This is a genomic window from Massilia niastensis DSM 21313 (genome assembly GCF_000382345.1).
Lineage (GTDB): Bacteria > Pseudomonadota > Gammaproteobacteria > Burkholderiales > Burkholderiaceae_D > Telluria > Telluria niastensis.
Genome location: NZ_KB908084.1, coordinates 109,112 through 127,131 on the forward strand (window position 1 = coordinate 109,112; position 18,020 = coordinate 127,131).

Annotated in this window: 11 protein-coding genes and 1 pseudogene; 4 read left to right on the top strand and 8 right to left on the bottom strand. The window is 66.5% G+C overall.

Going from position 1 to position 18,020, the window contains the following annotated elements:
* Positions 1-6: 6 nt before the first annotated feature.
* From H162_RS0107425 to H162_RS0107435, 3 genes are read right to left on the bottom strand one after another with little or no spacing between them, the layout of a single operon-like run.
* Positions 7-213 (bottom strand): DUF1656 domain-containing protein, encoded by a 207-nt coding sequence (locus H162_RS0107425; RefSeq protein ID WP_020652827.1) that lies wholly within the window; start codon positions 211-213, stop codon positions 7-9.
* The gene (locus H162_RS0107430) at positions 210-2,258 is read right to left on the bottom strand and encodes an FUSC family protein (RefSeq protein WP_020652828.1); all 2,049 of its coding nucleotides are present in this window, start codon (positions 2,256-2,258) and stop codon (positions 210-212) included. The genes H162_RS0107425 and H162_RS0107430 overlap by 4 nt, the downstream gene beginning before the upstream one ends.
* Entirely contained in the window at positions 2,255-2,725 is a 471-nt protein-coding gene (locus H162_RS0107435; RefSeq protein ID WP_020652829.1) for a MarR family winged helix-turn-helix transcriptional regulator, read from the bottom strand. Before H162_RS0107435 ends, H162_RS0107430 begins: the two co-directional genes overlap by 4 nt.
* A gap of 205 nt (positions 2,726-2,930) precedes the next feature.
* Between H162_RS0107435 and H162_RS35645 the strand changes: the two genes are divergently transcribed.
* From H162_RS35645 to H162_RS0107450, 3 genes are read left to right on the top strand one after another with little or no spacing between them, the layout of a single operon-like run.
* A complete protein-coding gene (locus tag H162_RS35645) occupies positions 2,931-5,273 on the top strand; it encodes a family 43 glycosylhydrolase (protein ID WP_020652830.1) in 2,343 nt (780 codons plus the stop codon).
* A 40-nt stretch (positions 5,274-5,313) separates the two neighbouring features.
* Positions 5,314-5,871, top strand: coding sequence for a PEP-CTERM sorting domain-containing protein (locus H162_RS30345; protein ID WP_020652831.1), 558 nt, complete (start codon positions 5,314-5,316; stop codon positions 5,869-5,871).
* A gap of 60 nt (positions 5,872-5,931) precedes the next feature.
* Positions 5,932-6,183, top strand: coding sequence for an antitoxin Xre/MbcA/ParS toxin-binding domain-containing protein (locus tag H162_RS0107450; RefSeq protein ID WP_156885505.1), 252 nt, complete (start codon positions 5,932-5,934; stop codon positions 6,181-6,183).
* Between the two features lie 65 nt (positions 6,184-6,248).
* Here H162_RS0107450 and H162_RS0107455 read toward each other — a convergent pair whose 3' ends face one another.
* The 5 genes and pseudogenes from H162_RS0107455 to H162_RS0107475 all read right to left on the bottom strand — a co-directional run bounded on the left by H162_RS0107455 (position 6,249) and on the right by H162_RS0107475 (position 14,728).
* Positions 6,249-8,639 (bottom strand): TonB-dependent receptor plug domain-containing protein, encoded by a 2,391-nt coding sequence (locus H162_RS0107455; RefSeq protein ID WP_020652833.1) that lies wholly within the window; start codon positions 8,637-8,639, stop codon positions 6,249-6,251.
* 354 nt (positions 8,640-8,993) lie between these two features.
* Positions 8,994-10,343, bottom strand: coding sequence for an IS701 family transposase (locus H162_RS0107460; protein ID WP_156885506.1), 1,350 nt, complete (start codon positions 10,341-10,343; stop codon positions 8,994-8,996).
* Between the two features lie 352 nt (positions 10,344-10,695).
* Positions 10,696-11,816, bottom strand: a pseudogene (locus H162_RS30350) (mandelate racemase/muconate lactonizing enzyme family protein).
* Between the two features lie 184 nt (positions 11,817-12,000).
* Complete coding sequence (locus H162_RS0107470) at positions 12,001-13,818, bottom strand: M61 family metallopeptidase (protein ID WP_020652835.1); 1,818 nt, start codon at positions 13,816-13,818, stop codon at positions 12,001-12,003.
* A gap of 109 nt (positions 13,819-13,927) precedes the next feature.
* Positions 13,928-14,728, bottom strand: a complete 801-nt coding sequence (locus tag H162_RS0107475; RefSeq protein ID WP_020652836.1) for a PhzF family phenazine biosynthesis protein — start codon at positions 14,726-14,728, stop codon at positions 13,928-13,930.
* Positions 14,729-14,826: 98 nt separating this feature from the next.
* On the opposite strand from H162_RS0107475, the gene H162_RS0107480 reads away from it, so the two are divergent.
* Positions 14,827-18,018 carry an error-prone DNA polymerase gene (locus tag H162_RS0107480; protein ID WP_020652837.1) on the top strand — a complete coding sequence of 1,064 codons (3,192 nt, stop codon included), beginning with the start codon at positions 14,827-14,829 and terminating at the stop codon, positions 18,016-18,018.
* Positions 18,019-18,020 lie beyond the last annotated feature (2 nt).

The following is an 18,020-nucleotide window of genomic DNA, read 5'->3' on the forward strand; positions in this document are numbered from 1 at the left end:
TCCATGTCAAAACCAGTTGGAACCAAGGAAAGCGAGACTGCCCAGCACGATGATGAACAGCGAAAAATCGAACAGCGCAGGATGCCAGACGAACCGGTAGAAGCCGGTGCGCGCCAGCACGTGCTTGCACAGGCGCGAGGCCGCGAGCGCGGGCAGGGCCAGCAGCAGCAGCGGTGGAACATAGATGCCATAGAGGCTGACTTCGCCGATCATCGGTTCTCCTTGTCGGGCATGGGCGCGGGTTGATAGGGCGGGGCTTGCGGGAACAGGTCGCGCCGGATGCCGGCCAGCGCGACCAGCGCCGCGCGGCGGGCCTCCGATTCCTGCGCCGCGCTGACCGAGCGCAGGGCATTGTCGAGCGATGCCAGCAGCTGCGCGTCTTCGCGCGGGTCCAGGGCCGGGCGCGCCTCGAAATGCCGGGACAGGTGCGCCATCAGCTCCCGCAGCGCGGCCTGGCTGCGTCCCAGTTCGTGGCTTGACGACTGCAGGTGCGCCATGTTCAGGCCGATGCGCAGGTCGACCAGCGCATCGGCCGCCTGCAGGTCCTGCTGGGCGCCGGCCATCCTCAGGCGCGGCGTCAGCAGGGCGATGCGGTCGACCATGCGCGCCGAGAACTCCGGCGCCGAAGTCAGCTGCCGGCCGTCGCCGATGCGCGCCAGTTCGCCCCAGCCGGCGCGCAGCACGCGGCGCGCGGTCCAGCCGGCGCCGACGCTGCGGAACATGCCCATCACCAGCGCCGCCAGCGCCAGGCCGGCCAGCTGGGCCAGGGTGGCATTGATGAAGGAGGCGGTATCGGCGGTATTCGTGTCCTGCAGCGCCAGCGTGCCGCCGATGCCCATCACGAAGGGCATCGCCTTGCCGAAGGTGGCCGGCCGCGCGATCAGCACGCCGAGCAGCAGGAAGACCGGGGCGCAGGCCAGCACCAGCATCTCGAAGCTGTGGATCGCCGGCAGCACGGCCAGGAGGTAGATGGCGGACACCGGCACCGAATAGATCGTCCATACGAGGAAGCCCTTGATGAAGGGCACCGGGTCGTCCTGGGTGGCGAAGAAGCAGGACATCACGGCCGCCATCATCGGCATCGCCGAGCCGGCGGGCCAGCCGGTGAGAATCCAGAAGGCGCAGCCGGCGAGGGTGGCGATGACCGCGGCCAGCGCCGACAGGACGGCCATGCCGTGGTCCAGGTGCAGGGCGTGCGCCGGAACGCCGGCCAGGTGCCGCGCCTGTAGCGGCAAGGCGCCCGCCACGCCGATGCCGATATGGCGGCGCAAGCTTCGCGCCTCGGCGCAGGCGTCGACCAGCCCGTGCAGGCGCGCGGCGAGGTTCAGCTGGAGCAGGTCGGGCCAGCCGGCATGGCGCTGCGGCTCTGGAGCCAGCGCATCGATGGCGCCGTGCAGCGTCGCCGTGTCGGTCGGCTTGCCGTCGTGTCCGGCGCCGCTCCATGCCGTGATATCGGCCAGCAGCGTGCGCCAGCGCGAGGACTGGTCGGACGCTCCGAGCTGGCGCAGCGCCAGCAGCCGGTCTTCGATCGAGGACAGCAGCGGCACCATGGCGGCCAGGCGCTCCTGCAGCGCGTGGATCGCGTTCGAGGTCCAGCGCAGGTGCGAGGTATCGAAGGGCAGGTGCACGGCCATCATGCGCAGCTCGGTGATGTCGCCGGCCAGCTTGCGCCGGTCCTGCGCGCTCTTCGTGTCGCCGCCGGGAGCCAGCGCGTCGGCGATCCAATGCCGGGCGTCGCGCAGGGCGTGGTCGAGACGCGCCAGCATGACGGGGCCGAAGCCTTGCGGGAACACCAGCGAGTGCACCACCGTCGCGCAGGTGATCCCGAGCAGGATCTCCTCGACGCGGGCCAGCGCGATGTCGAAGATCGTGCCCGGTTCGTTCACCGCCGGGAAGGCGATCAGGCCGGCCGTGTACCCGGCCAGCATCAGGACATAGGAACGCGGCGTGCGGTCGAGCAGCGACACGAACAGGCAGCCGCCGACCCATAGCGACAGCGCCAGCGACAGCAGCTCCGGCGAGTTGTAGAAGGCCGGCACGATCAGCACGGTGGCGAAGGCGCCCAGCAAGGTGCCGCCGAAGCGGTAGACGGCCTTCGAGCGGGTCGGGCCGGCGAAGGGCGCCGCCACGATGTAGGCGGTCATCAGCGCCCAGAACGGGCGCGGCAGCCCGATGCTCATCGCGATGTACAGCGCCAGCATCGCGGCGGCGAAACTCTTGACCGAGAACAGGGCCTCGGCTTTGCTCGGCAGGCTCACGCCGTCTTGTCTCCGGCGGCGCCTTCGCAGGGCTTGATCATGGACTGGATCCCGGTGAGCACGCGCAGGCAGGCCTCGATGTCGGCCCGGTCGAAGCCGGAGAAGACCTGGCGGCGGAACGGCATCAGCGCGTCTTCCATCTGCGCCGCGCGGGTCTTGCCGTCAGCGGTGAGCTGCAGCAGCTTGGCGCGGCGGTCCTGCGGATCCTCGCGCCGTTCGATCAGGCCGTTCTCGATCAGGAGGTCGACCACCCGCACCAGGGACGAGGCTTCGAGGCCGAGCGCATCGGCCAGCACGCCGGGACGCGCGCCGTTCTCGCCCAGGCGGCCCAGGATCAGCACTGGCAGCGCGGTCGCCTGCGACAGGCTGTACTGGGAAGCGACCTTGTCCGCCATCGCCTTGTAGGCGCGCGACGCCTGGGTGAGGGCGGAGGTGAGTTGCATCAGGGTGTGGTCGAAGGAGTCCATGGCGGGCGCGTTTTGGTTTGAGTCCTAAAGTTTAGCATGCGAAGTAATTTGCTGCAAAACAGCAGGCCTGCCTGGAACGCCATGGCGAAAGATGTAATTTTTGATATCGGTAGGCTGATAAATGTGATTGGAAGAACAATTGAATTTCCACCATCCTGCGTATTCATCACACATACCGATAACGATAAAATCACGGAGACGACAATTGAAGAAGACACTGTCCCTGGTGGGGACCTGCGCCATCCTGGCCTCGTCCATGTTTTCCCAGCATGCCGCCGCCCAGGCGGGTTTTACTCCCATCAGCTTTCAAAACGCATCCGTCCACGATCCTTCGGTGATCAAGGTCGGCGACACGTTCTATGTGTTCGGTTCCCACCTGGCCGCGGCGAAGTCGAAGGACCTGATGAAGTGGCAGCAGATGACCGACAGCGTCAGCGCCACCAATCCGCTGTTCCTGAACGGCGCGGCGAACGTGTTCACCGAACTGGCCGAGACCTTCAGCTGGGCGCAGTCGAACACGCTGTGGGCGGCGGACGTCCGTCAGCTGGCCGACGGCAGGTTCTACATGTACTACAACGCCTGCAAGGGCGATTCGCCGCGCTCGGCCCTGGGCATCGCCGTGGCCAGCAACATCGAAGGTCCCTACGTCGACAAGGGCATCATCCTGAAGTCCGGCATGTGGGGGCAGGCGAGCCATGACGGCACGGTCTACGACGCGCTCAAGCACCCGAACGCCGTCGACCCGCATGTGTTCTTCGATAATGGCGGCAAGCTGTGGATGATCTACGGCTCGTATTCGGGCGGGATCTTCATCATGCAGATGAACCCGGCCAATGGCATGCCCCTGCCGGGCCAGGGCTACGGCAAGCGCCTGATCGGCGGTAACCACAGCCGCATCGAAGGGGCGTATGTGATGTACAGCCCGGCCAGCGGCTACTACTACATGTTCACCTCGTTCGGCGGCCTGGATGCGAGCGGCGGCTACAACATGCGGGTGGCGCGCTCGCTCAATCCCGATGGCCCGTATGTCGACGCCCAGGGCAACGACATGGCGAACGTGAAGTCGAATCCCGCCAAACCCCTGTTCGATGACGCCTCGATCGCGCCCTACGGCGTCAAGCTGATGGGGAACTTCCTGTTCGAGCGCAAGCTGGGCGACGCCGGCACCGGCATCGGCACCGGCTATGTCTCGCCCGGCCACAACTCGGCCTACTACGACGCGGCGACGAAAAAGCACTTCCTGCTCTTCCATGCGCGCTTCCCCGAGCGCGGCGAGCAGCATGAAGTCCGCGTCCACCAGATGTTCATGAACGCCGACGGCTGGCCGGTGGTCGCGCCTTACCGCTATGCGAACGAGAACCTGGCGGCGGTGCGGCGCGAATTCGTGGTCGGCGACTACATGTTCGTCAATCACGGCAAGGACATCTCCGCCGCCGTCAAGAAGTCGCAGCTCGTCACCCTGAACGGCAACGGCACGGTCACGGGCGCGGCGAGCGGCAGCTGGGCGCTGGTCGGCAGCAACCAGGTCGAGATCAGCCTGTCCGGCTCTTCGCCGTACAAGGGCGTCTTCCTCAGCCAGTGGGACGAGACCTCGAAGAGCTATGTGATGACCTTCTCCGCCCTGTCGCGCGAGGGTGTGGCCGTCTATGGCAGCCGCCTGCTGCCGAAGACCGATGCGCAGGTGGTCAATGCGGTCTACGCCGAGCTTGGCCTGGGCAATACCAGCGCCGTCACGGCCAACCTGAGCCTGCCGACCGTGGGGTCGCGCGGCGCCGGCATTGCGTGGACCTCGTCGAATCCCGCCGTGGTGAGCAATACCGGCGTGGTGAGCGCCCCATCGAACAGCGACGTCACCCTCACGCTCACGGCGCGCATCACGAAAGGAACTGCGACGGCATTGAAAACCTTCACCGTCACCGTGCGCAAGGCGGGCGGCCTGCTGGCCCATTACGCCTTCGACGGCAACCTCGCGGATGCGAACGGCGTGTTCGCTCCCGGGACCGTCGTCGGCAACCGACTCGATGCGGCCGGCGGCAGCCTTGGCTATGAAGCCGGCGTCAAGGGCAGCGCCGCCGTCTTCAATGGCGCGACCGGCATACGCCTGCCCAATGGCCTCATCTCCAGCAACAACTACACGGTCTCGCTCTGGCTCAAGCCTGCGCAGCTCACGGCGTTCAGCACCACCTTCTTCGGCGCACGCACCGGCGAATCCTGGCTCAGCCTGCTGCCGATGGGGCATGACTTCGTGGGCGGCGCCTCCATGCTCTGGTCGGGCACGGCCTGGTACGACGCCGGGCTGGGCATGAATATCCCGGTCGGCCGCTGGTCGCACCTGGCCTTCACCGTCAGGAACGGCGCGGTGAACGTCTACGTGGACGGCGTGAGGAAATTCAGCGGAACGAACTTCCCGAACATCTTCACCAACGCCAGCGGCGTGTTCTCGCTGGGCGTGAACTGGTGGGATACGCCGTACAAGGGCTCGATGGACGAGCTGCGCATCTATGGCACGGCGCTGGGCGATGCCGACGTGTCGGCCCTGGCCCGCTAGGCATCCATTGATCCAACGAGTGATTTTCGAGGAATAGAACATGAAGAAAACGATACTTTCCCTGTCGCTGGCCCTGGCTTCCGCAAGTTCGCTTGCCGGGGTGATCGGCTTCGACGACCTGTCCGGCGACGAAACCGAAGCGATCGCCAACGGCTACCAGGGCCTGGACTGGGACAATCTCGGCGCGATCAGGGCCGATGCGTTTCCGGGCAGCGGCTATGCCGCGGGCACGGTCTCGTATGCGAATACCGCGTTCAACCGCGACGGCGGCACGGTCGCGATCTCGAAGGCCGGCGGCTTCCATTTCGTCGGCGCGTTCTTCACGTCGGCGTGGCTGGACCAGGAAATCTCCTTCGAAGGCTTCCGGAATGGCGAACTGCTGTATGCCACCGATGCGTCCTACGTGCTGGACACCACGACGCCGCTGTGGATCCGGCTCGGCTGGGCGGGCATCGATACCCTGGTCATCCATAACAGCAGCGGAACGCAGTGGGCGATGGACGAGTTCACGGTGCCCGAGCCGGCATCGCTGGCCTTGTTCGGCGCGTCGCTGGCGGGCCTGATGCTGTCGCGCAGGCGCAGGAACGCGTCGATCTGACCGCGGGTGGCTTGATCCGGTATCATGGGCCGACGATGCCTTTCACGCCACCCGATCCTCATGAGCAAAGACGAACAACTGACAGATGACGCCATGGCGGCGCTGCGCGCCCGCTTCCAGCAACAATCGCGCAAGGCGCAGGCGTATTACGCGGTGATGCACGAGGTCCGCGGCCTCGTGGGGAGCGACGATGCGGCAAACAGCTGGATGAACCAGGCGCTGCCGGCCTTCGGCGGCAGGACGGCGGCCCAGCTGGTGGGCGAGGGACGCGAGAACGAGGTCCTGGCCCACATCCGCACACTGCGGACATGAACGAAAAAAGGTCCCGCGAGCGGGACCTTTTCACGTGAACAGCGCCTGCGAGGGCGCTGCGCGCATCAGAACTTGTGCGACAGGCGCGCAAACGCCGCGGTGCCGTTCAGGCCGAACTGCACGCTCTCGTACTTGAAGCCGTTGTCGGTCTCGTTCGGATCCTGGGTGGTCGGCTTGGCGTTGAAGATGTTGGTGCCGCCCACGGTCAGCTTGGTCTTCTCGGTGAAGGACCAGGTGAACGACAGGTCGGCCGAGGTCTTCGCTTCGTAGTGCTGGTTCGGCACCGGCGGACCCGAGAAGGTGCCCAGGGTCTGCGGGCCGAAGTGGATCAGGCGCACCGAGGTTTCGAGACGGCCATCGATGTAATCGAGGCCCAGGGTGGCCTTGCGGCGCGGCGCTCCTTCCTCGATGAACAGGCGCTCGCGCTCCGACAGCAGCACGTCCTCGAAGCCGGCCAGCGCCGCCGGTGCTTTCACGCGCTTGACTTCGGTCTTGCCGAAGTTCATGGCGAAGAAGGTGTTCAGGCGGCCCGTGCCCAGGCTGGTGCGGTTCGATACCGTCAGGTCCAGGCCCTGGGTCTTGGTGTCCACCGAGTTCACGAAGAACTGCGCCTGGCCCACGCCCAGCGCCTGCAGGGTCGCGCCCAGCGCCGGGTAGTTGTCGGCGTCGAAGCGGCCCGACAGCACGATGCGGTCGTCGATGTCGATGCGGTACAGGTCGGCCGTCACCGAGGTCGACTGGGTCGGGCTCCAGGTCAGGCCCAGCGTATAGCTCTTCGACTCTTCATCCTTGAGCTGCGGGATGCCGGCGGCGTTCGCCACGCGGCCGCCGTTTGGCGCCAGCACCACGTCCAGCGGCTGGCCGCTGACGAAGTCGGTGAAGGTCGACGAGAAGAACACCTGCTGCAGCGACGGCGCGCGGAAGCCGGTGCTGGCCGAGCCGCGCAGCAGCATGGTCGGGTTCAGGCGGTAGGCGCCGGCCAGCTTGCCGGTGGTGGTCGAGCCGAAGTCCGAATAACGCTCGTGGCGCAGAGCGGTCTGCAGCTTGAACTTGTCGGTGACGTCGGTCTCGATGTCGACGTAGGCCGCGTTGCTGTGACGGTCGCTGTCGGTCTGGTCGCCCGGCTGGAAGCCCGGGAAGCCCTGGCTGCCCGCGTTGCCACCGAAGCCCACGCCGTCGGCGTCGATGTAGGAACCGGCTTCGCCGGCGAAGATCTGGTAGTTCTCGCGGCGGTGCTCGAGGCCGAAGGCCACGTTCATGCCCTTCAGGACGTCGCCGTAGAAGCGGCTGATGTCCAGGTTGGTGGTCGCCTGGCGGAACGAGAAGCCGCCCGCGTCGAAGGAGCGGGCGCTCACGCCCTGGCCGCCATTGAGCAGGTCCAGGTTCGCGATCGACGCGTTCAGGGTGTTGTTGATGTTGTACATCAGGCGGTTGTAGCCGTAGGTCTGCGACAGGTCGGCATTCCATTCGCCCACCGCCCAGCGGTAGCCCACGGTGCCCCAGCGGTCGTCGACGTCGCCGTCGATGAAGGGGACGAAGCCGTTCGGGTACATGGCGGCCGAGTTACGCGACGGGATGTCTTCCGAACCAAGGCCTTCGCGTGCGAACGCGGCCGACGAGGCGTCGCGCTTCTGGGCGCCCGCGGTGAAGTACAGCTTGCCCGGACCGGTCGGGAATTCGCCGTTCAGGTAGAGGGTCTGGTTCTCGGCCTTGGTGTCGCCGATGATGCGCGGGTTGCCCGGCTCGGAGCGGTTCGAGCGGCCACGGTCGAGGTATTCGCCGGTGATGCCCAGCACGCCGCCGCCGACGGCCACGCCGCAGTAGGCCGACGCCAGCCAGTTCTCGCCGTCGCCTTCGGTGTACTGGCCATAGCCGAGCACCGATTCGCAGCCCAGGTTCTTCTTCAGTTCGATGTTGATCACGCCGGCGATCGCGTCCGAGCCGTATTGCGCGGCGGCGCCGTCGCGCAGCACCTGCACGTTGCGGATCGCGAGCAGCGGGATGGCGTTCATGTCGGTGCCGGTATTGCCGCGGTTGCGCGCGCCGAACAGGTTTACCAGGGCCACCGTGTGGCGGCGCTTGCCGTTCACCAGCACCAGGGTCTGGTCCGAGCCCAGGCCGCGCAGCGCGGCCGAGTCGACCAGGTCGGCGCCGTCCGCGCCGGTCTGGCGGGTCGAGTTGAACGAGGGCGAGATATTCGTCAGCGTCTGCGCCAGGTCGAACGATCCGCCTTGTTCAGCCGCTTTCGTCATCGGGATGAAATCGACCGGCACCGGGGTGTCGATGGAGGAGGCGTTGACGCGGCGCGAACCGACCACGTTGACGCTCTGGATGTCACCGGTGATGGCCGGCGCGGTGTCCTGGGCATGCGCGACGGCGGGAAGGAATGCGGCGAGCGCGGCGCCGCCGTACAGGGCGAGCAGCACCGACTGGGGAATCAGTTTGAGTTTGAGCACAGATTTTCTCCGGGGGAAAAGTGAATACTAATCAATTGACTCTTCGTCCACCACCGGAGTTGTCGTATTAACACAACGATGTAATTACATAACCTGCGTTTATTCGACTAAGTATGACAATTTTTAGACAAAGCGCATTGTCTCAATCCGTTCTACGTCCAAAAAAACGCGGCGCCGGTTTTCATCAGTCGCCACGCTTCGATGAGGGCGCGCGGATGTTGACGCCGTGCTGCCGGTCATATCAAGGCTTCTACGGCTTCCTTCTGCCACACCAGGATGTGGCATTCGGGGTCAGGTCTGTCATTCGGACATGGACGCCCAACACTTGCGAAATCTCAGCTCGACTTGGTCCATTTATGCCGCGTAGCAGACCGTTTCCGTCAGGCGGTCGAACAAGGCGCGCGGGATTTTCACCATGTCGCGCCGATGTTCCGACCCTTCATCAATCCATTCACTCCATAACGAGCGGCGTACCAGGGCGATGGTGTCGGAGAACGTGGGGCTGTCTTTTGCGTACCACGCGGCATGCCGGGTCATCAGGCTGCCCTGTGGCAGCAACTGCCTGGCCGTCAAGACCACGATCGAATACAGCGCCAGGATCACCGGCGTGCTGCATGCGATGGCACGGTCGGACCATTGCCGCTGTGTTTCCATGCCCAGGTGCGCACGTGCCTCTTCGAAGGTGACCTCGACCTGCCAGCGGCGGATGAACCAGGCCAGGATCTGCTCAGGTTCGGCAGTCTCGTCGGTGCAGAGGAACGCCTGCGGCTCAAGCTTGCGTTGCGCATCGCGCACCAGGACCCAGCGCAGCGGCACGACCGGCATGCCACCGCGATACCAGACGGCGGTCCCCGTGGCGATCTCGACGGCCTTGTTGCCCTGGCCATACCATTGGGACAGGGTCACGCCGCGCCACCGGGTGGCCTTGGATGTCGATACCGCTTTCAGCGTCGGCTGGCGCGGTCCCTTGCATCGCGGCCGCCCGCGCGTGCCGGGTACACGCTGGGGCGCCGGATCGTACAGCGTCGCGTCGAGCCGCAGGCGGGTGACGATGCAGAGCTTGTGGCGTACCGCATTGAGCAATTCCAGGGCCGCGAAGCTGCTGTCGGCGACGACCACGATGGGCCGTTCACGCACCCAGCGCCTGACCATCAACAGCAATTGCCGGGCGCGGTCGGTGAGCCTGTTGGGATGCCGTCCCCGCTTCAGATAATAACGCTCGGACGGCGCCAGCACCGAGCAGAAGGGCAGTGCCCAACAGCGCCTGGCCCATGGAATCGGCGCAACGAGCATCAGGCACAACCAGCGAAAACCGCTGGCCTTGACGAAATGACCGAGGCCCGATCGCACCGGATCGCGGTAAATGCCTCTGGCGGCTATCTTGGCTCCGCGGCGCCGCTCGATCGTATCGTCCAGCGCCATGAGCAAGGGACCATCCGGCACGAACGCCTCGATCAGCATTCCCAGCAAACGCCGGCTCGCAGCCAATGTCGACCATTTGACGCGGTTCAGTACCCGGTGATACTTCTGGAATTGCCGTTCCTGCGACAAGCCCATGACGCGCAGCACGGCACTGACCGTGCGTGGCCCGACCGCCAGGATCGCTCCGGCCAACAATACCTGTGCCAGCGGCCAGGCACGCTTGGAAAACACATCGGACAATCCTACAATGGCTCTCGTAAGCCCGGATGAAATAGTTGCCACGATTAACCTCTCTGCCAGGATCGGTCAATCGGTAACTATACATTCGGGCTTGCCTTTTTCTGCGCGCGTATTCCTCTCAAATGGACAAAGTCGAGCTCAGAACGGTGTTAAGTATGCTGAGACTTTTTCCTCTTTCCGACATGGTCGTGATACGCGGTTTCGATGATAAATGTGAGCCAAACATTGACGAGTTTGGGATAAACGAACCAGCATTTTGAGATAGAGCAAAGGTGCTTGCTCGGTGTCCGAATGACAGACCTGACCCTGACCCTTCCCCACATGACAATTTTCAGACAAAAGCTCCTCAGCGGCCATCGGATTTCGGCGCAATGCGCAGGTCTGCGCAGCCGCATCAAGCCAGGCGATAGTCCCGAATGACGTCCGGATCCGGTTCGATGCCGAGCCCGGGGCCTTGCGGCACGGCGATGGCGCCATGCCTGGGCAGGATGGCGTCGCCGTACAATTGCGCTTCCAGGTCGAGGTAGCGCCACTCGAGCAGCGCATTCGGGCCTCCCCATGCGGCGCTGGCATGGACGCTGGCCAGCAGGCCGGGGCCGTCGTAGAACGAGTGCACCATCACGGTGGCGTTGTGTGCGGCGGCCAGCGCGAAGACCTTGCGCAATTCCGTGATCCCGCCCATTTTCGCTGGACTCGGTTGCACGAAATCGACGGCCCGCGCCCCCAGCAGATGCTGGAAATCGATCAGGGTCGAGGCATTTTCGCCGGCGCGACCGGGATGCCTCCTTCCCGGCGCACCTGTGCCAGGCCCTCATGGTTTTCGGGCGGCCATACCGGTTCTTCCAGCCAGTGCAAGTCATAGGGACGCAGCGCACGGGCCATGTCCAGCGCCTCGCGCACCGTCCATGGGCAGTTCACGTCGAGGGCGATCCGCACATCTTCTCCGGCAGCCTCGCGCGCGGCCCGTACACAGTCGAGCCGCACCTCATGCAGCTTGATATGCCGGTAGCCGTCGAGCAGTGCACGGCCGGTGTTTTGCCTGACGAGCTCCGGATCCGTGTAGCGGATCAAGCTTGCATAGCAGGGCAGGCTGGCCGCGTCGCTGCCGCCCAGCAGTCGATGAAGCGGCTGGCCGCACGCCTTGCTGGCCAGGTCCCACAGGGCGATATCGAGCGCCGACAGGCCGAACATGAGCGCGCCGCTTCGACCATAGACATGCAGGGCCGCCTGGAGCTCATGCATCAGCTTTTCGATCGGCACGGCATGGCGTCCGATGCAAAGCGGTGCAATCGCATGGTCGATGGCGGCCTTCACGACCAAGGCGGTGCCCAGGCCAAAGCTCTCTCCCCATCCGACACGCCCCTGGTCCGTGCTGAGCTTGACGATCAGCGCATCGACCGTCTTCAAGCCCTTTCCACCCCATGGGCCGGCATCCGCCGTGCCTCCCGCGGTGAAGGGGATACGCAAGGGAATGGCTTCTATGGCGGTTATTAGTCCATCAGCATGAGGGTCCATGGCGGCGCGCCTCCCGGTTGCCGTGATCGTGACGAGAATTTCAGCATAGATGGAGGCCGCCAAATGTCCAGCGCATGGCGGTACAGGGATGCGGCGCCTGCAAAGACAAACCGCGGCGCCGGTTGTCACCAGTCGCCGCGGTTCGATGAGGGGGCGCGGGTGTCACGCCGCGCTGCCGGTTACATCAGGGCTTCTTCGGCTCTTCCTTCGGCCAGGCCATGCCCAGCCAGGACGCGTTCAGCGCCTTCTGCGGCTCGTCCGCCTTGTCCAGCGCCTTCAGCTTGAGCTTGCCCTTGGCCTGCAGCACCGGCGCGACCTGGAGCTCGCGCAGTTCGTCGCGGCGGAACAGGTGCAGCTTGAACGGACCCGCCTTCGACAGCGACATCTTGTCCGACAAATCCTTCGCCGATACGCGCAGGCCGTTCACGGCAACCAGCACGTCGCCGGACACCACGCCCGCCTTCCACGCCGGGCTGTCGCGCTCGACCACGGTCACGACGGCCGGGTCGCTGCCTTCGCGCACGGTCCAGCCGGCCCACCATTCGTCCTTCTGTTCCTGGTCCTTCGGCACGTCGACCAGGCGCTGCAGGCCGACCTGTCCGAGCAGCTTGTCGAACGGGATCTCGGCGGTGCCGTCGACGTACTGGCTCCACCAGCCGCTCCAGTCCTGGCCGCTGACCTGGCGCAGCGCCGCCAGCACGGCCGGCACGTCGTAGCCGCCCTGGGCCACCGAGTGCTTCTCGTACAGGATGCGGTGCATGTCCTCCAGGCCCTTGGCGCCCTTGGTCTGGCGGCGCAGCTCGATGTCCATCATCAGCGCCAGCAGCTGGCCCTTGGAGTAGATGTTGACCGAGGCGTTGCGCGCGCGCTCGCCGCCGACCGCGATCCATTCGTCGAAGCTGGCGTCGGCCGCGCTCTGCTGGAAGCGGCCCGGCTGGTGCAGGTAGTCGTCGATCTGCTTCGCATACTCTTCCATGAATTCGTCGCGCTTCTGCAGGCCGGCGCGCAGCACGATCATCTCGTCGAAGTAGGAGGTGTGGCCCTCGGCGATCCACAGCAGGCGGTTGTAGTTCTCGTTCTGGTAGTCGTAGGGCACCATCTCCTTCGGACGGTAGGCCTTCACGTTCCAGGTGTGGAAGAACTCGTGCGCCGACACTTTCAGGAAGTCGAGGTAGCCCTTGCGCGAGGCGAAGGTCCAGCGCGGCTTCTGGATGACGGTGGAGTTCACGTGCTCGGTGGCGCCGCCGGCGTTGTCGGTGGCGTGCACGATGAACAGGTAGCGCTTGAACGGGTAGCTGCCGCCATACAGCTTGGCGCCTTCGGCCACGATCTTCTTCAGGTCGGCCATCATCTGCTTGCCGTCGTGGTTGCCACGGCCCCAGATTGCCAGCTCGATCGTGCGGCCGTCCACGGCATCGGTGTAGAACTCGTGGACGCCGGTCTCGATCGGCGAGTCGATCAGCACGTCGTAGTTCGGCGCGACGAAGCAGTGGCCGCAGGCGCCGGCGTCCATGCCCGAGCGCGACTGCCAGCCTTGCGGCACGTCGAGCCTGACCTTGACCGGCTCGTTGCGGAAGGGCGCGGCGTAGACGAACACGCCGCTGGCGTCCAGGTAGGCGTGGGTGTCGTCGATATGGCGGGTGCGTTCGGCCAGCAGGTTGGCATACAGCTCGTACTGCACCGTCACCGTGTCGCCCGGTTTCGTGTCGACCGTCCAGGTGCCCTTGTCGCTCTTCGCCACCGGCAGCGCCTGGCCCTTGGCGTCGAAGGCCTTGAACAGGCGCACGCCGTTGGCCAGGTTCAGCACCTGGTAGCGGCCGGTGCGCCAGTTCGGCATCTGCACTTCCAGCTTGTTGCCGGATGCGGCAGGGAAGGTGGCGCGCACCTCGGCCAGGTGCTGGGCGGCGTCGGTGATGCGCAGCTGGTAGTCGACGTCAGCGTGCGCGGGCGCGGCGCCGAGCAGGGCCAGGGGGAGGGCGTAGGCAAGGAATGTTGGTTTCATGTCCAGAATGGATGGGCTCAGGTAACAGTGCGCGGAAGTGTATGCCACCTGAGGCGCTTAGGCCAGCGTTAACGTTGCCTGTAGGTACGTTGCCAACATGCGCTCCTTGTCAGGCAGGCTGGGCCTGCCCCCCGACCAGGATATCGCCACCCTCGGTGCGCGTGCGGATCAGGCAGGAGCGTCCCGTTGCACGGCCCTGCAGCAGCGTGATGCCGCGGCCCAGCAGCGCAGTCAGGGCGCCGGCCGCCACGCCCGTGGCGCTGTCCTCCAGCGCCGGGTCGAGGTGGTTGAAGTTGCGGCCCTCGAAGCGGCCGTCGTCCAGCTCGCAGTAGACGTAGCAGCCGTTCACGCCCGCTTCCTTGCCCCAGGCGGCAAGCGCCGGCAGGTCGGGCGCCAGGCCATGCAGGGTGGCCGCATCCGCCACCTGGACCAGCAGCTTCGGGCTGCCGACCGAGGCCACGCGCGGCGGCGCGAGCGGCGCCAGCCCGGGCGCGGCCAGCAGGCGTGCGAGCAGGGCGGGCGCCGGTAGCGGCTGCGGCGCATCCTGCGCCTGCAGGCGCACGAAGACCTCGCCGCCGGTGCTGGCAAGTGCGCCGGCAAGTTCGAGCCGCTGGCCGCGCATGGCCGTCTTCACCGCCAGCCGTGCGCCGGCGCCGTGGCGCATGAACAGCCGCTTCGCCACGGCCAGGGTCGCGTGCAGGCACAGGGGACTGCGCATGTGCGGATAGAAGAAGTCGACCACGGCCGCCACGCCGGGGCCGTCGGCGGGATCGATCCAGACGCAGGTCGTGTTGCGCTCGCGCGCAAAGGCCTGGCGCGCGTCAAGGGACGACGGATCGTCCTCGATCACCAGGGCCGGGTTGCCGTCGCCGGCGTGCTCGCCGAAGCAGCGGAAGGCGTGAATCTGCATGTGTTTCCCTTGTCGGACACGGTTGCTCGGTTATACTGTGTTTTTATACAGTATTGCTGTTCTATCCAGCATTCTAGCCCAGCCTTTGCCTATCGACCGTGACCGACCAGATCTTTTCCGCTCCGCAAGCGCCCCAGGTACTGCCGCAGTACGCCGAACTGTTCTGCCTATCGAACTTCTCGTTCCTGCACGGCGCCTCGCACGCGGAGGAACTGGTGGCGCGCGCCGTGCAGCTCGGGTACTTCGCGCTGGCGCTCACCGACGAGTGCTCGCTGGCCGGCGTGGTGCGCGCCCATGCCGAAGCGAAGAAGGCCGGCCTGCCGCTCGTGATCGGCGCCCATTTCCACCTGAAGGGCGCGGACGGCAGCCCGGCGCTGTCCCTGATCCTGCTGGCCCAGAACCGCAACGGCTACGGCAACCTGTCCGAGCTGATCACCCTGGGCCGCATGAGAAGCGCCAAGGGCGAGTACTTCCTGACCCCCGATGACCTGGCCGGACCGGGCCCCGGACACGCGCATTTGAGGCACATGCCGGACTGCCTGGCGATCCTGCTGCCGGCCTATCCGGGCCACGAGGCGCTCGATGTCGACCGCCTGCATGCCCAGGCGGCGTGGATGGCCACGACCTTCCCGGGACGCGCCTGGCTCGGCCTGGTCCTGCTGCACCGGGCCTTCGACGAGGCGCACCGCGCCACGGTCGAGGAGGTGGGCTGGCAGCATGGCCTGCCGATCGTCGCACTGGGCCACGTGTGCATGCACGTGCGCTCGCGCAAGCCGCTGCAGGACACCTTGAGCGCCACGCGCCTGGGCAAGCCGGTGGCCGAATGCGGCTACGGACTGGCCCAGAACGCCGAGCAGCACCTGCGCGCGCGCCTGCGCCTGGCCAATATCTATACGCGCGAGGCGCTGGACGAGACCGTGCGCATCGCGCGCCTGTGCACCTTCTCGCTCGACGAACTGCGCTACGAATACCCGGACGAAGTGGTCCCGGCCGGGCACGACGCCACCAGCTACCTGCGCGCCGAAACCTATATCGGCGCGCACCGGCGCTTCCGCGAAGGCATCCCGGCCCGGGTCCAGGCCCAGATCGAGCACGAACTGGCCCTGATCGCCGAGATGCGCTACGAGCACTACTTCCTGACGGTGTACGACATCGTGCGCTTCGCGCGCTCACAGAACATCCTGTGCCAGGGACGCGGCTCGGCGGCCAATTCGGCGGTCTGCTACTGCCTCGGCATCACCGAGGTCGACCCGGCGCGCGCCAGCCTGCTGTTCGAGCGCTTCATCTCGAAGGAGCGCAACGAGCCGCCCGACATCGACGTCGACTTCGAGCACCAGCGGCGCGAGGAGGTCATCCAGTACATCTACGCCAAGTACGGGCGCGAGCGCGCCGCGCTGGCCGCGGTGGTGATCAGCTACCGGCCCAAGAGCGCGCTGCGCGACAGCGGGCGCGCGCTCGGCATCGACCTGGCGATCGTCGAGAAGGTGGCCAAGACCCACCACTGGTTCGACGGCCGCGCCGACCTGCTGGGCCGCCTGGCCGAGAGCGGGCTCGATCCGGAAGCGCCGCTGTCGCAGCAGTGGGCCACCCTGGCGCAGCAGCTGCTGAACTTCCCGCGCCACCTGTCGCAGCACCCGGGCGGCTTCGTGATCGCGCAGGGCAAGCTGTCGCGCCTGGTGCCGATCGAGAACGCGGCGATGGCGGACCGCAGCGTGATCCAGTGGGACAAGAACGACCTCGAGGAGCTGGGCCTGATGAAGGTCGACGTGCTGGCGCTGGGCATGCTGTCGATGCTGCGCCGCGCGCTGGAGCTGGTCGGCCAGCGCCACGGCGACGTGTTCGAGATGCAGGACATCCCGGCCGACGATCCGGCCACCTACGACATGATCTGCGCCGCCGACACCGTGGGCGTGTTCCAGATCGAGTCGCGCGCGCAGATGAGCATGTTGCCGCGCATGCGGCCGCGCGAGTTCTACGACCTGGTGATCGAGGTGGCGGTGGTGCGTCCCGGCCCGATCCAGGGCGGCATGGTCCATCCCTACCTGCGCCGGCGCCAGGGGCTGGAGCCGGTGCATTACCCGAGCCCCGAAATGAAGGTGGCCCTGGAACGCACGCTGGGCGTGCCGATCTTCCAGGAGCAGGTGATGCAGGTGGCGATCCTGGGCGCCGGCTTCACGCCGGGCGAGGCCGACCAGCTGCGGCGCGCGATGGCGGCCTGGAAGCGCAAGGGCGGCCTGGAACAGTACTACGAGCGCATCGTGCACGGCATGCTGGAACGCGGCTACCAGCTCGAATTCGCCGAGGCGATCTTCAGCCAGATCCAGGGCTTCGGCGAATACGGCTTCCCCGAGTCGCACGCGGCCAGCTTCGCGCTGCTGGCCTATGCCAGCTCCTGGCTCAAGTGCCACGAGCCGGCCGCCTTCCTGTGCGCGCTGCTCAACAGCCAGCCGATGGGCTTCTACAGTCCCTCCCAGCTGGTGCAGGACGGGCGCCGCCACGGCATCGAGGTGCGTCCTGTGGATGTCAACATCAGCGGCTGGGAATCGGCGCTGGAAGAATATGACCCGGTCGACCGCACGCGCCAGCCGGCGGTGCGGCTCGGCTTATCCCTGCAGCGCGGCATGAGCAGCGAAGCCGCCGCCCGCATCGAGGATGCGCGCGCGATCCGGCCCTTCGAGAGCGTGGCCGACCTGGCGCGGCGCGCCCGGCTCGAGCGCGGCGACCTGCAGGTGCTGGCCGCGTCGAATGCGCTGCAATCGCTGGCCGGGCACCGGCGCGAGGCGCTATGGCAGGCGGTGGGCGCGGCGCCGGACCGCGACCTGCTGCGTCCGACCACGCCGCGCGAAGAGGCGCCGCAGCTGGCCGCGCCCAGCGAGGGCGAGGAGATCGTGGGCGACTACCGCGCGCAGGGCCTGACCCTGGGCCGCCATCCGCTGGCCCTGCTGCGCCCGCAGCTGCTGGCCAGGCGCTTCATGCCGGCGTCCACCCTGATGGACTACCAGGACGGCCAGCTGGCGCGCGCCTGCGGCATCGTGACGGTGCGCCAGCGCCCCGGGACCGCCAAGGGGGTGCTGTTCATCACGCTGGAGGACGAGACCGGCAACGTCAACGTGATCGTCTGGCCAACGCTGGTGGAGCAGCAGCGGCGCGAGGTGCTGAATGCGCCGCTGCTCGGGGTGTATGGAGTGTGGCAGAGGGAAGGGGAGGTGCGCCACCTGGTGGCCAAGCGGCTGGTCGACATGTCGCAGCTGCTGGGCCGCCTGAATACGTCGAGCCGGGACTTCTGCTGAAG

Coding starts and splice junctions, on each gene's coding strand:
- H162_RS0107450 (WP_156885505.1), top strand. CDS start 5,932: ATGAGCAAAGACGAACAACTGACAGATGACGCCATGGCGGCGCTGCGC.
- H162_RS0107475 (WP_020652836.1), bottom strand. CDS start 14,728: ATGCAGATTCACGCCTTCCGCTGCTTCGGCGAGCACGCCGGCGACGGC.
- H162_RS0107470 (WP_020652835.1), bottom strand. CDS start 13,818: ATGAAACCAACATTCCTTGCCTACGCCCTCCCCCTGGCCCTGCTCGGC.
- H162_RS0107435 (WP_020652829.1), bottom strand. CDS start 2,725: ATGGACTCCTTCGACCACACCCTGATGCAACTCACCTCCGCCCTCACC.
- H162_RS30345 (WP_020652831.1), top strand. CDS start 5,314: ATGAAGAAAACGATACTTTCCCTGTCGCTGGCCCTGGCTTCCGCAAGT.
- H162_RS0107425 (WP_020652827.1), bottom strand. CDS start 213: ATGATCGGCGAAGTCAGCCTCTATGGCATCTATGTTCCACCGCTGCTG.